Genomic DNA, 13,024 nt, shown 5'->3' with positions numbered 1-13,024 from the left:
CACGGCCCTCTCCCACGGGTTGTGGGTCGGTATTGTGGACAAGCAGGGCATTCCCGACCACGTGGCACGCGGTCGGGTCCTCACGGGCTTCGCGGCGCCGTGCGCGGCCGTCGCCCCGGCCGCTGCCCCGGCGTCGCCCCCTGCGCTCCCGACCACATTGGAGACGAGAACCCGGTGCGTGAACCCGCAGAACTGTACGAACTCCAACCCGGTTTCGACGACGTCGCCGGACTGGCGATGCTCGTCTGTCTGGACGGCTTCGTCGACGCCGGTCACGCCGGGCGCCAGCTGGCCTCGACGCTGTTCGACCGGTTCACCGCGGAGGAGATCGCGACCTTCGACGCGGATCGGCTCGTGGACTACCGGGCCCGCCGCCCGACGATGACCTTCGTCGAGAACGCCTGGACCGACTACTCCGAGCCCAAGATCGCCCTCTACCGGATGCACGACGAGGAGGGCGCGCCCTTCCTGGTCCTGCACGGGCCCGAGCCCGACCGCGAGTGGGAGCTGTTCGCGTCGGCCGTCGGCGCCCTCATCGACCACTTCCAGGTCACGCTGTCGGTCAGCGCCCACGGCATCCCCATGGCCGTGCCGCACACCCGGCCGGTCACCGTCACCCCGCACTCCACCCGCCCCGAACTGGTCGCGGACCACACCCCCTGGATCGGTCGGGTCGAGGTGCCCGGCAGCGCGGTCGCACTGCTGGAGTACCGCCTGGGCCAGGCCGGCCACGACTTCGTCGGCTACGCCGTCCACGTGCCCAGCTACCTGGCCCAGTCCGAGTACCCCCGCGCGGCCCTGGCCGCCGTCGAGTACGTCTCCGGGGCGACCGGACTGGACCTTCCCACGAGCGCGCTGGAGGACGTGGCGAGAACTACCGACGTCGACATCGCCCAACAGGTGGCGGCCTCCGAGGAGGTCCAGCGTGTCGTGGCCAACCTGGAACGCCAGTACGACGACATCATGTCCTCACGCGTCGGCGACGGGGAGCGGCCCACGCTCCCGCTCGCCGACGACGAGGGCGGACTGCCCACCGCCGACGAGCTCGGCGCGGAACTCGAACGCTTCCTCGCAGAGCGCGAGGGCGACGGAAACGGATGACCGTGTTCTACCAAGTGCTCTTCCGCTCGGTCCTGCGGCACGTGGACGCCGAGGCGGCCCACAGGCTGAGCTTCGCCGCCCTGCGCGGCGCGGCGGCCGTCCCGGGCGTCGCGACCGCCATGGGCCGGCTGCTGGGCCCGCGTGAATCCGAACTGACCGTGCGCGCCCTGGGCCGGGAGTTCCCCGGCCCGCTGGGCATGGCCGCGGGGTTCGACAAGAACGCCGAGAGCCCGCGCGGCCTGGCCGCGCTCGGCTTCGGGTTCGTCGAAATCGGCACGGTCACCGCCCAGCCCCAGCCCGGCAACCCGAGACCGCGCCTGTTCCGGCTGGTCGAGATCGCGCCGTCGTCAACCGGATGGGCTTCAACAACGAGGGTTCCGCCCTGGTCGCCGAACGCCTGCACCACCAGCGCGCGGCCGGTCGTCCGCTGCTGGGCGTCAACATCGGCAAGACCAAGGTGACCCCGGAGGAGGACGCCCCGGCCGACTACGCGACCAGCGCCCGCCGACTGGCCCCGTACGCCGACTACATGGTGGTCAACGTCAGCTCGCCGAACACGCCCGGGCTGCGCGACCTCCAGGGCGTCGAGCGCCTGCGCCCGCTGCTGACCGCAGTGCGGGCGGCCCTGGCCGACGCCGGGCGCCCGGCGCTGCCGCTGCTGGTGAAGATCGCCCCGGACCTGGCCGACGAGGACGTCGACGCGGTCGCCGACCTCGCACTGGCCGAGGGCTTGGACGGCATCGTCGCCACCAACACCACCATCTCCCGTGAGGGCCTGTCCGCCACCGCCGAGGAGGTCGAGGCGGCCGGGGCCGGCGGTCTGTCCGGCGCCCCGCTCAAGGACCGCTCCCTGGAGGTGCTGCGCCGCCTGCGGGCCCGCGTGGGGGACCGCGTGACCCTGGTCGCCGTCGGCGGCGTCGAGACCGCTGAGGACGCCTGGGCGCGCATCCGTGCCGGAGCCACCCTGGTCCAGGGCTACACCGGGCTGATCTACGGCGGTCCGCTGTGGCCGCGCCGCGTCCACCGCGGTCTCGCGCGGCTCGTGCGCGAGGCCGGGTACTCCTCCGTCGGCGAGGCGGTGGGCGCCGACGCGCCGCCTCCGGGCCTGAGCCTGGTGGGCGACGACGTCGAAGCCGCCTCCTGACCGGTACCGCGCCGACGCCCGGTCGACCGGCCCGACCGGGCGTCGCGCGCCGGGTGGCGGCCGGTCGTTCCCGTACCGCTCAGGACTCCGGGGTCTCACCCCCGGTTCCGGGCACCCGTGCGCCGACCGGATAGGACTCTCCGGGCTCCGGCTCACCGATCACCTGGGACACGGTCGCGAACGCGTAGCCGTGCTCGCGCAGCCGCTCGATGATTTCCGGGACCGCGGCCACGGTCGGGGGCAGGGTGTCGTGCAGCAGTACCACCGCGTCCCGCTCCGCCGTGTGCACGACGCGGTCCACGATCCCGTCACGGTCGAGTCCCGTCCAGTCCTGGCTGTCGACGTTCCACAGGACCTGGGCCATCCCCTGGTCGCCGATCTCGTCGAGCACTTCCGGCGAGCTGTCGCCGAAGGGCGGTCGGAACAGGCGCACCGTGTGCCCCGTGTGCCTGCTGACGATCGCGCTGACCGCCGACACCTGACGCGGCAGGTCGGCGACGGGCATGTCCGGCATGTGCTCGTGCTGGTCGTTGTGGCTGGCGATCTCGTGCCCCTCGGCGAAGGCCCGCCGGTAGACCCACGGGTGGGTCAGCGCCGGGTCGGCGTTGAGGAAGAACGTCGCCGTCACCTCCTCCTCCGCCAGGAGGTCCAGCAGGTGCACGGAGGTGTCGGCCGGGCCGTCGTCGAAGGTCAGCGCCACGCATCGGACCTCCTCGTCGCGGCAGTCGAGGTCCTCGTCCCCGGCGACGACCTCCCCGGGCACGGCGGGGCGCGGATCGGGGACCGCTCCCGCCGCGGGCACGGCGTAGTCCGGTTCCTCGCGCAGCGACGCCGACCGCGCCCGCTCGCCCAGCTCCGACAGCAGCGGTTCGGCCGCGGCGGCCTCGACCGCCACCGCGACCCTTCCGGGGGAGGAGTCCGGCGGGTGCCCCTCGCGTACGGGTGACAGGTGGCCGTCGTCGAACTCCACGACCAGGCCGCCCTCGGCGTTGAACCCGATCGAGTCGTAGCTGGCCCGGATCGGCAGGAGGCTCTCCACGTCGACGTCGGGGTGGTCCGCCAGTTCGGCTCGGAGCATCCCGTTGAGCTCCGCCAGCTCCTGCTGCCCGGCGATCAGTTCCGAGGAGTAACGGGTCAGGCCGGTCGCGGCGTCGTACCAGTAGGTCTCGTAGCCGCGCCGCAGCCCGTGCAGGTCCTCCTCCGTGCGAATCAGGCGCACGCCGAGTACCCCGTCGCCGGCCGCGACGACCTCCCAGTCGACGGTCAGGTCGACCGGGTCGCGGCTGGCGCCCCGGAAGTCGAGCACCTCCCGGTCGACGAGTCGCGCGAGCTCGTCGGCGAAGGCGGGCGCGCCCTCGAACTCGGGGTAGGCGACGCTGATCGGTAGGCCCTCGGGGACGTGGGGGTGGTCGGCGAAGTCAGCGGCGTCGCCGGTCCACTCGCTGACGGGTCCCTCGGCGGAGTCCAGGACGACCGTGATCCGGTCGGCGGCGCTCGCGTCGCTCTCAGGGGTGGCGCACGCCGCGGCGGTCAACGACACCGCCGCGATGACGGCGCCGAGCCAGCGGCGGCCGGCCCGTTCCACGCCAGGACTGCGGACACTCGGAATCTGACGTGGTCGGGTCGACTGCTGCACCGGACTTGCTCACCCCTGCCGGACGGTTGGCGGCTGATGGCAGCAACATAGGTGACCTGGGCCACCCGGCTGGGGCGGTGTCCACATGTGGACATCCCCTGGCGCGGGCGGCGCGGTCGTGTCAGTCTCCGCCGCGCTCCTCGTCGGACTCGTGACGGTAGCTCCCGCGGCCGTCCTCGGCGCCTTCGGTGTCCTCCTCCGGGCCGCCGTGGTGGTAGGCGGCGCCGGGCGAGGTCGTGCCCAGCAGCTGGGAGACGGTGACCATCGTGTATCCGCGGGCGTCCAGCTGACGGATGATCCGGTGGGACGCGCGGACGGTGCTGCCGTGGATGTCGTGCATGAGTATGACGGCGCCGGGGGACGCGCCGTCCAGGGCGCGTTCGGTGACCACCGAGGCGTCGCGGTCCCTCCAGTCCATGGTGTCCACGCTCCACAGGATCTGTGCGAGCCCCATCTCCTCGGTCACGGAGGCGATCCCGTCGTCGGTGGCGCCGTAGGGCGGACGCATCAGGTCCATGGTGTAGCCGGTCTCCCGGTACACCTGGGCCTGGACGGTCTCCAGTTCGGAGCGGGCCGCGCTCCGGCTCATGGCGGACAGGTCGGGGTGGCTCAGCGTGTGGTTGGCGATCTCGTGGCCCTCCGCGTAGGCGCGACGCACGATCCGGGGGTGCTCCATGACCGGGACGCCGGTCACGAAGAAGGTGGCGCGGGCGTCGTACTCGGCGAGGGCGTCCAGCAGCTCGGGTGTGCGTCGACCGGGGCCGTCGTCGTAGGTCAGCGCCACGCACCGGGTCTCCGGGTCGGAGCAGTCCACGTCGTCGTCGACGGGCGGGATCACGCCTGGCTGCTCGTCGCTGACACCGTCCTTGTCCGCCTCGGGGCGCCCGGCCAGGGCGAACGCCTCCACACCGACCGTCGCGGCGTCGCGGGCGCGCACGCCCAGCTCCGACAGCAGCGGTTCGGCCTCGTCGCGTTCGACGACCACGTGCACCGGTCCCGCGGCGGGCGCCGCGACCTGTCCGGCGTCGAACTCCACGACCAGGTCGCCGCTGGGGTTGAAGCCCACCGAGTCGAACAGCGCCGCTACCGGGTGGAGGGCCGGCGCGCGCACGTCGTCGGCTGCCTGTCGCCGGATCAGTCCGGCGAGTTCTGCCAGTTCGTCCTGTCCCGCGATGAGCTGGTTGGAGCCGTGCACCAGTCCGGTGTCGGCCTCGTACCAATAGGTGGTGTGGCACTCGCGTGCCCCCTCGGAGTCGGTCTCCGTGCTGGCCATGCGCACGCCGACCAGGTCGTCGTCGGCCGCGGTCAGGCTCCATGCGCCGGTGTAGGACTCCGCCCCGGGGTTGGCCGCCTCGAAGGCCGCCACGTCGCCGTGCAGGGCGCGCGCGAGGAAGTCGGTCAGCGGTTCGGCGTTGCTCAGGACCGGATACGTCACGTTCGCGGTGACATCGCCGTCGTAGGACAGTTCGGTCTCCTCCACGCCGACCACGTCCGCCGGGTCGACCACGGTCAGCCGGTCGGGCTCGCCCGTGGCAGCCGGCGCGGCGCTCTCCTGCGTCGATCCGCGCGCCGTTCCGTCGGCGGCGACGTGCCCCGGGGCCGCCGTGGACCGGGTCGCGAGTATCAACAGCCCCGCCAGTACCGCCATCGCGACCACGACCGTGAGGACGGGACGATCGGCTGCCATGCTCTGAGGGGACTCTTTGTTCACCAGGGGTTCTCCACGTTGATCGTCAGACGAACGTCCGCGGGGACGGCGGGGGAGGGCCGCCTCCGGATAACGCCTATGTCGGGTGCGACGCGCGCCAGGCGGTCGGAGTTCACGGCGGGGTGGCGCGCGGGAATGCGGCGTCCACACCAGGTGCAGGGGCGTGAGGGGGCCTCCCTATACTTGCAGGCGTGGAAGGTACGTGCTCCACTTCCGAGCCGGATGTCGCCGGTGGGGAATGTGGTGTGCGTCGCGAGAGGGAACCCGGTGGGAGTCCGGGACTGCCCCGCAGCGGTATGTGGGAACGACAGTCGCCATAAGCACTGGTAATCCGGTCGGTTTGGTCGGAAACTGGGAAGCGGTGACCGGTAGGTCGCCGGTGCGCGCACCGGCGGTGCCCACGAGTCCGAAGACCTGCCTCCACCCGGCGGCGCACCCGTGCCGCCGGTGGTCCCGTGCCCCGAGGGAGGGCCGAGGTCGGTGGCGAACAGGTGCGCGTCCGCGGAGCGCCCCTCGGCGTGGCCTGCCCTCGGAGTCCCCTGGCGGCCGGAACCCGGCTTTCGACGAGGGAGAGAAGCTTCATGACCACGCCACCGGACGCGAAGGCGACCGTGCGCTCCACGGTGCACGGTTTCCCGAGGATCGGCCCGCGGCGCGAACTCAAGCGCGCCAGCGAGTCCTACTGGAAGGGCCGCGCGAGCGTCCAGGAGCTGGACGCGGTCGCCGCCGACCTGCGCAGGGGCGTCTACGCCCAGTTGCGCGAGGCGGGCGTCGACGACCTGCCGTCCAACACGTTCTCCTACTACGACCACGTCCTGGACACCGCGGTCCTCTTCGACCTGGTGCCCTCCCGCTTCGCCTCCCCGGCGACCGCGAAGGACCGGGACGAGCAGCTGCGCCGCTACTTCGCCCTCGCCCGGGGCGTGCAGGGCGCGCCGCCCCTGGAGATGACCAAGTGGTTCGACACCAACTACCACTACCTGGTCCCCGAGCTCTCGCCGAGCACCCGTCCCCGCCTGGTCGGCGACAAGCCGGTCGCTGAGTTCCGCGAGGCGGCCGAGGCGGGCTACCACACCCGGCCGGTCCTCGTCGGCCCGCTGACCTTCCTCCTCCTGGCCAAGGCCGCGGACGAGGCCCCCGAGGGATGGGCGCCGATCGAGCTGCTCGACCAGCTCCTGGACGCCTACGCCCGTCTGCTGGCCGACCTCAAGGCGGCCGGGGCCACCGAGGTGCAGCTGGACGAGCCGATCCTGGCCACCGACGAGGGCCGCGCCGCCGTCGACCGACTGGAGCACGTCTACGAGCGTCTGGGCGGGCTCACCGACCGTCCCTCACTGCTGGTCTCGACCTACTTCGGCTCCATCGGCGCCGCCGCGCTGCGCGTGCTCAAGGACGCGCCGGTCGAGGCGGTCGGCCTGGACCTGGTGACCGACGCCGAGGGCGTCGACGACCTGGTCAAGGTGTCCGGCTTGGGCGGGACCCGCCTGGTCGCCGGTGTCGTCGAGGGCCGCAACGTCTGGAGGACTGACGTCCCCGCCGCCGTGGCCACCCTCGGCACCCTCCTCGCCCTCACCGACGAGCTGACCGTGAGCACCTCCTGCTCGCTGCTGCACGTGCCGATCGACCTGGACGCCGAGACCTCCCTCGACCCCGAGCTGCGGGCGGCCCTGGCCTTCGCCAAGCAGAAGGCCGAGGAGGTCGCGCTGCTGGGCCGCGTCCTGTCCGAGGGCGCCGGGGTCGAGCGCGCGGGCCGGGAGACCGGAGGAGCCAACCCCGCGTTCACCGACGCACGGGTGCGCGCCCGTCTCGACGCGCTGGGCCCGGAGGCCTCCGAGCGCACGCAGGACCGCGACGTTCCCACGGACACGCCGCTGACCACGACCACGATCGGGTCCTTCCCGCAGACCGCCGAACTGCGGCGGGCGCGCGCCGCCCACCGCAAGGGCGAGCTGGGCGAGCAGGAGTACCGCCGGATCCTGCGCGGTGAGGTCGACCGTGTGATCGCGCTCCAGGAGGAGATCGGCCTGGACGTGCTCGTCCACGGCGAACCCGAGCGCAACGACATGGTGCAGTACTTCGCCGAGCAGCTGCGGGGTTACGCCACCACGGAGAACGGGTGGGTGCAGTCCTACGGTTCGCGCTGCGTGCGACCCCCGATCCTGTACGGGGACGTCTCGCGCCCCGAGCCGATGACGGTCGAGTGGATCACCTACGCCCAGTCGCGCACCCAGAAGCCGGTCAAGGGCATGCTGACCGGTCCGGTGACGATGCTCGCCTGGTCGTTCGTCCGTACCGACCAGCCGCTGGGCGAGACCGCCCGCCAGGTGGCGCTCGCACTGCGGGACGAGATCGCCGACCTGGAGCGAGCCGGGATCCGCCACGTCCAGGTGGACGAGGCGGCGCTGCGGGAGCTGCTGCCGCTGCGCGAGGAGCGCAGGGCGGCCTACCTGGACTGGGCCGTGGGCTCGTTCCGCCTGGCCACCTCCGGGGTCGCGCAGAGCACGGTCATCCACACGCACATGTGCTACTCCGAGTTCGGCCTCATCGTCGGCGGGATCGAGGCGCTCGACGCCGACGTCACCAGCGTCGAGGCGGCCCGCTCGCGGATGGAGCTGGTGCAGGACCTGGGCCGTCGCGGCTACAAGCGCGGGATCGGCCCCGGCGTGTACGACATCCACTCGCCGCGCGTGCCGTCGGTGGAGGAGATCGAGGCGTCGCTGCGCCTGGCGGTCGCGCACATCGACGCGGGCAACCTGTGGGTCAACCCGGACTGCGGTCTCAAGACGCGCGGATACGCCGAGACCGAACAGGCCCTGCGCAACATGGTCGAGGCGGCCAGGCGCGTACGCGCCGACCTGTCCTAGTCGGGGCGTACGGGGCCGCGGCGGTGCGCCGCGGCCCCGTCGAGTCCCGGGTGCGGTCAGGCGCCGACCAGGGCGAGCGCCTCCGCCCCGGCGTTGAGCATCATCTCCTGGGTGTGGTCGGGCAGGACCAGGTCCTCCGTGCCGCCGTCGGACAGGAGCGAGGGCATGACCTGGTACTCGATCCGGATGTTGAGGTTGGCGCTGCGGACGAGCAGGACCGCCTGGGGGACCTGGTCACCCACGTAGTCGTAGCGCGTGACGACGAAGCGTGCCTGGTCGCCCAGGTCGGCCTCGCGGTCGTCCTCGACGCCCTCGGCGACGTACAACGAGTACTCCGTCGCGCCCGTGACGTCGTCCCCGGCGGCCTCGAAGTCGGCCGTCGCCCCGTCGGCGGTGTCGGCGGCCGAGTAGGTCAGGCGAAGGGACGCGTAGTCTTCGGGGCCGTTGCCCTCGGGTGCCTCGGCCAGTGTGCTGGAGCACCGGGCGGTGGTGTCCTGCACGGACTTCTCGGGGGCCTCGGTGAGCAGGAAGTCGGAGGTCACCCGCGTGGTGAAGGCGTCGCAGGGCTCGGCGGGCACCGGGTAGGGCGGCTCGGCGGCCGGGGCGACGGGCACGGACCCGTGGGGGGCGTCGGTGGCGCCGGTGTCCTCGGCGCTCGCGGTCGTGTCGTCGGCGGCCGGAGGGGTCGAGGAGCCGTCGGTCACGAGCGTGACCAGCACCGCGATCACCAGGCCGACGATGACCACGCCGCCGACGCCGACCACCCAGGGGCCCGCCTTGCCCGCGCCGCTCCCCGGGGGTTGGGCAGGTGGGTACCCCTGGCCGCCGTGGTGGCCTCCGCCCCCGTGCGTCCGCCCGCCTCCCCCGGCGGGGCCCCGTGGCCGTGGGGGCTGCGGGGCGGTTGGTTGTAGGGTCCGTTCTCGCTCATGGCTCCCCTCGCCCGGTGGTGTGATGTGTCGGTGGCGCCCGAGAGCGCCGATGGGTTCGCGCGTCCACCGCGGAGCGGGGCCGCCGAGGGGGCGAGTCGGCGGTCCGGGAACCGCGGGGAGGCCCGCCGGCGCGCCGGCCCGTGGGCGAGGACGGGTGGCGCGGGCGGGCGATCCCCGGTGTAGTGAGCAGGTCCCTGGCTCCGGGGCGGCTCCGTGAGCTGGTCGGACACGAACGTTACCGCAGGCCAGGGCTGGGACGTGGGGCAATCCTAGCCGCGGGACGCGCGCGGTGGGCAGGTAGGATATCGGACCGGTGGGCGAATCGTCACCGTTTCGTGTCGCCTGCGGTGCGACGTCGCGCCCCTGGGGACGCCGTGGCCGGTCGCGGCCGCGGTTCAGAACATCGAGACGTGCACGTGGTCGAAGTGGTTCTCCGTGACGCTGCCCCGGTCGGACATGTCGCGCCAGCCCTCGCCGCCGCGCCGGATGTCCCAGATCTGCTGCCGGTAGATGATGTACATGATCCCGAAGTCCTCGGCGTTCTCCTTCGCCCACTCGGCGATCTCGTATCCGCGCTGAACCTGGGCCTCGGACGGCATCTGGCCGTTGCCGTTGACCATGAAGTCGCACGCCCGGCCCTTGGGGTGCTCGCCGACCACATAGCCGCCGACCGCCCGGAAACAGCCGTACCCGCCGACGTCGCGCCCCTCGCCGAAGCGGGCGAGGACCTCGTCGCGCATCTGACGCGTGCGCGGGGTGATGCTGTCAGGCGGCTCCATCGGCTGGTTGGGGTGGTCGGCGATCATCCGCTGCACCTCGCGTCGCCGGTCCTCCAACTGGTCCAGGTCCTCCTCCACCTGGGCCAGCCGCTCCTGCGCCTCGGCCCGCGCCGCCTCGTCGCGTTCCAGGGCCTGGTCGAGCTGTGTGATGAGGTCGTCGTGGGTGGAGGCCAGGTAGTCGATGAGCACCGCGCGGTCGATGACCTCGTCCGGGTCGGAGTCGACGAAGAGCGACATCGACGGGTCGATCCCCTGACCGGTGTAGGCGGCCACCGCCAGGGAGCGCACCTCGGAGCGGGCGGCATCCACCTCCCCCCGGGAGGCCTCGGCGCTGGCCTCGGCGGTCTCGGCGTCCGCCATGACCGCTTCCATGTCGCGCAGTTCGCCCTGGAACTCCTCGGTGAGTGACTCGGCGCGGGAGCGCAGGGTGTCCATGTCCTCCGGCTCGCGCGGTGCGACCGTCGCTCCCGCCGCGTGCGGGGCGGCCGTCAGGAGGGCGGTCAGGACGATGGCCAGGGCGCTCGCGGCCACGCGTCCGGGGCGCGCGGGGCGGGAGCGGCGGGGCAGGAGCTCGGCCAGGACGTCGCCGCACGTCCATGCGCGGGGTTGAGGCGCCCAGAAGTCGGCGTACGGGTCGCTCTCGGACGCACGGGCGGCGCCGTCCTCGCGGATCGGGTCGTCGGGCTGCACGATGTGATCGCTCCTCGGGCCCGATACGTCCCAGGGCGGGTTGTCGGGCGTTCACGCTGGTGTGTGCCGGGGCGGGTGTGGGGACCGCCCGGGCCGGATCCCTCGCACACGCGGTCGTTCGGGGCGAGAGTCACGGGATCGTCATGAGTGTAGGCGGGACCGTGTGGATTCGGGAAAGGCGTGGTCAATTGCACAGTACTCTAAATCGTGCAATGTGGTAAAAATAACCCTATTGCGGACACTGTATGGGCCGACCGGACCCGCCCGCACGTGGTTGGCTGGAGGTGCGGCGGCACGCGCGCTCCGGCGCGTCGCCTCCCTCCGGCCCCCGAGCCCTCCGTACGCTCGGACGCGGGCGTCGAACCCGCGCGGAGTCCCGCCCCGGACGATCCCCACGGGCGCCGGACACCACCGCTGAGACGTCGATGGGAAGACCGTGATTGACGCAGTGGGCCTGCACAAGGCCTACCGGTTGAACAAGCACCGGGTGACCGCCCTGAAGGGGGTCGACCTGCGGGTCGAGCCCGGCGAGATCTACGGTGTCGTGGGGCAGAGCGGCGCGGGCAAGAGCACGCTGCTGCGCTCGGTCAACCTCCTGGACGCCCCGACTCCGGCGCGGTCTCGGTCGACGGCCAGGAGCTGACCGCGCTGCGCGGGTCCCGCCTGCGTGCCGCGCGCCGCACGATGGGCATGGTCCACCAGCACTTCGCCCTGCTGTCGTCGCGCACGGTCACGGGCAACGTCGGTTTCCCGCTGGAGGTCGCGGGCGCGGACCGCGCCCGCCGCCGGGCCCGGGTCGGCGAGCTCCTGGAGCTGGTCGGGCTCGGCGACAAGGCGCGCGCCTACCCGTCCCAGCTCTCCGGCGGTCAGAAGCAGCGTGTGGGCATCGCCCGCGCCCTGGCCTCGGCTCCCAAGGTCCTGCTCAGCGACGAGGCGACCTCCGCACTGGACCCGGCCACCACCGACTCCATCCTCGCCCTGCTCGGCCGCCTGCGCGACGAACTGGGGCTGACCATCGTGCTGATCACCCACGAGATGGACGTGATCAAGCGGATCTGCGACTCGGCGGCCATCATGGAGAACGGGGAGTTCCGGGAGGCCGGCCGCGTCCTCGACCTCATCGGCACGCCGGGCTCGCTCCTGGCGCGGTCCCTGTTCCCGATCCCGGAGGACGGAGGATCCGACACCGTGACCGTCACCTACCCGCGCTCCGTCGACGAGCCGCTCATCTCGGAGCTGACCCGCCGCTTCGACGTGGACGTCAACATCCGCGGCGGCGGCGTGGAGCGCGTCGCCGGACAGTCCGTGGGACGCCTGAACGTCGACGTGCGCGGCGCCCGCCGCGCCGAGGCGCTCGCCTTCCTCTCCGAGCGCGGCCTGCTGGTCGAGGAGGCCGGACAGTGACCATCCCCGCCCTGACCCTCGCCTCGTCCGCCGATTCCTCGGGCCCGGCGGGCGCGGTCGCCGACTTCGTCCTCGCCTGGCCCGCGATGTGGCCGGACCTGTGGCTGGCCACCATGGACACCGTCTACATGGTGTGGTGGGCGACCGTCTTCAGCGTCCTGTTCGGCCTGCCTCTGGGCGTGCTGCTGGTGGCCACGGACCGGGGCGGTCTGACCCCGGCCCCGGCCGTGCGCGCCGTGCTCGGCGCCGTCGTCAACGTCGGTCGCTCCCTGCCGTTCATCGTGCTCATGGTCGCGGTGCTCTCCCTGACCCGCTTCCTGGTCGGCACGACCCTGGGCCCCACGGCCGCGATCGTCCCGCTGAGCATCGGCGCCACCCCCTTCTTCGCGCGCTTGGTGGAGACCGCCGTGCGCGAGGTGGACCGCGAGGTCGTCGAGGCCGCCCACGCGATGGGCACACGCAGGCTCACCATCGTGGGCAAGGTTCTGCTGCCCGAGTCCCTGCCCGGCCTGGTCGCCGGGCTGGTGATGACCGTGGTCACCCTGATCACCTACTCGGCCATGGCCGGGGCGATCGGTGGAGGGGGCCTGGGCGACCTGGCCATCCGCGAGGGCTACCAGCGCTTCAACGACCACTACCTGTGGGCCACGGTCATCCTGCTCATCGTGATCGTGCAGGCTTGCCAGAGCCTGGGCGACCTGGTGGTGCGCCGCCTGGCCCGCCGCTGACGCGCTACTCCCCCCGCCGAAGTGTCCGCTGTCCAGTGCAG

General features: G+C 72.6%; 8 protein-coding genes, 2 pseudogenes and 1 riboswitch. Of the genes and pseudogenes, 5 read left to right on the top strand and 5 right to left on the bottom strand.

The window, feature by feature from the left end; genetic code table 11:
- The first annotated feature begins 174 nt into the window (after window positions 1–174).
- Complete coding sequence (locus BJF83_RS14135) at window positions 175–1,101, top strand: proteasome assembly chaperone family protein (RefSeq protein ID WP_075926667.1); 927 nt, start codon at window positions 175–177, stop codon at window positions 1,099–1,101.
- Window positions 1,098–2,245 (top strand): annotated as a pseudogene (locus BJF83_RS14130) (quinone-dependent dihydroorotate dehydrogenase). Before BJF83_RS14135 ends, BJF83_RS14130 begins: the two are co-directional and overlap by 4 nt.
- Before the next feature lie 79 nt (window positions 2,246–2,324).
- Here the strand turns inward: BJF83_RS14130 and BJF83_RS14125 are convergent.
- Both BJF83_RS14125 and BJF83_RS14120 read right to left on the bottom strand, forming a co-directional pair.
- Window positions 2,325–3,830, bottom strand: coding sequence for a polysaccharide deacetylase family protein (locus tag BJF83_RS14125; protein ID WP_262391547.1), 1,506 nt, complete (start codon window positions 3,828–3,830; stop codon window positions 2,325–2,327).
- 172 nt (window positions 3,831–4,002) lie between these two features.
- Window positions 4,003–5,568, bottom strand: a complete 1,566-nt coding sequence (locus BJF83_RS14120) for a polysaccharide deacetylase family protein (protein ID WP_075926666.1) — start codon at window positions 5,566–5,568, stop codon at window positions 4,003–4,005.
- A 226-nt stretch (window positions 5,569–5,794) separates the two neighbouring features.
- A riboswitch (cobalamin riboswitch) is annotated at window positions 5,795–6,026 on the top strand.
- Window positions 6,027–6,170: 144 nt separating this feature from the next.
- Here BJF83_RS14120 and metE point away from each other — a divergent pair.
- On the top strand, window positions 6,171–8,453 hold the full coding sequence (gene metE / locus BJF83_RS14115) for a 5-methyltetrahydropteroyltriglutamate--homocysteine S-methyltransferase (RefSeq protein WP_075926665.1): 2,283 nt from the start codon (window positions 6,171–6,173) through the stop codon (window positions 8,451–8,453).
- Between the two features lie 56 nt (window positions 8,454–8,509).
- Here metE and BJF83_RS14110 read toward each other — a convergent pair whose 3' ends face one another.
- The 3 genes from BJF83_RS14110 to BJF83_RS14105 form a co-directional block, all read right to left on the bottom strand.
- Window positions 8,510–9,217, bottom strand: a complete 708-nt coding sequence (locus BJF83_RS14110; protein ID WP_262391546.1) for a hypothetical protein — start codon at window positions 9,215–9,217, stop codon at window positions 8,510–8,512.
- Complete coding sequence (locus BJF83_RS29210) at window positions 9,178–9,381, bottom strand: hypothetical protein (RefSeq protein WP_262391545.1); 204 nt, start codon at window positions 9,379–9,381, stop codon at window positions 9,178–9,180. The genes BJF83_RS14110 and BJF83_RS29210 overlap by 40 nt, the downstream gene beginning before the upstream one ends.
- Window positions 9,382–9,777: 396 nt before the next feature.
- Window positions 9,778–10,851, bottom strand: a complete 1,074-nt coding sequence (locus BJF83_RS14105; protein ID WP_075926664.1) for a hypothetical protein — start codon at window positions 10,849–10,851, stop codon at window positions 9,778–9,780.
- Between the two features lie 448 nt (window positions 10,852–11,299).
- Here BJF83_RS14105 and BJF83_RS14100 point away from each other — a divergent pair.
- Window positions 11,300–12,255, top strand: a pseudogene (locus tag BJF83_RS14100) (methionine ABC transporter ATP-binding protein).
- Complete coding sequence (locus BJF83_RS14095) at window positions 12,252–12,983, top strand: methionine ABC transporter permease (protein WP_075926663.1); 732 nt, start codon at window positions 12,252–12,254, stop codon at window positions 12,981–12,983. Before BJF83_RS14100 ends, BJF83_RS14095 begins: the two are co-directional and overlap by 4 nt.
- Window positions 12,984–13,024 lie beyond the last annotated feature (41 nt).

Origin of the sequence: Nocardiopsis sp. CNR-923 (genome assembly GCF_001942255.1) — a bacterium.
Classification (GTDB): domain Bacteria; phylum Actinomycetota; class Actinomycetes; order Streptosporangiales; family Streptosporangiaceae; genus Nocardiopsis.
Note: the sequence above shows the minus strand (reverse complement) of the source record. Positions and strands in the feature narration are given on the sequence as shown.

Excerpts from the sequence above, each read along its gene's own strand:
- BJF83_RS14120 (WP_075926666.1), bottom strand. The coding sequence starts at position 5,568 with ATGGCAGCCGATCGTCCCGTCCTCACGGTCGTGGTCGCGATGGCGGTA.
- metE (WP_075926665.1), top strand. The coding sequence starts at position 6,171 with ATGACCACGCCACCGGACGCGAAGGCGACCGTGCGCTCCACGGTGCAC.
- BJF83_RS29210 (WP_262391545.1), bottom strand. The coding sequence starts at position 9,381 with ATGAGCGAGAACGGACCCTACAACCAACCGCCCCGCAGCCCCCACGGC.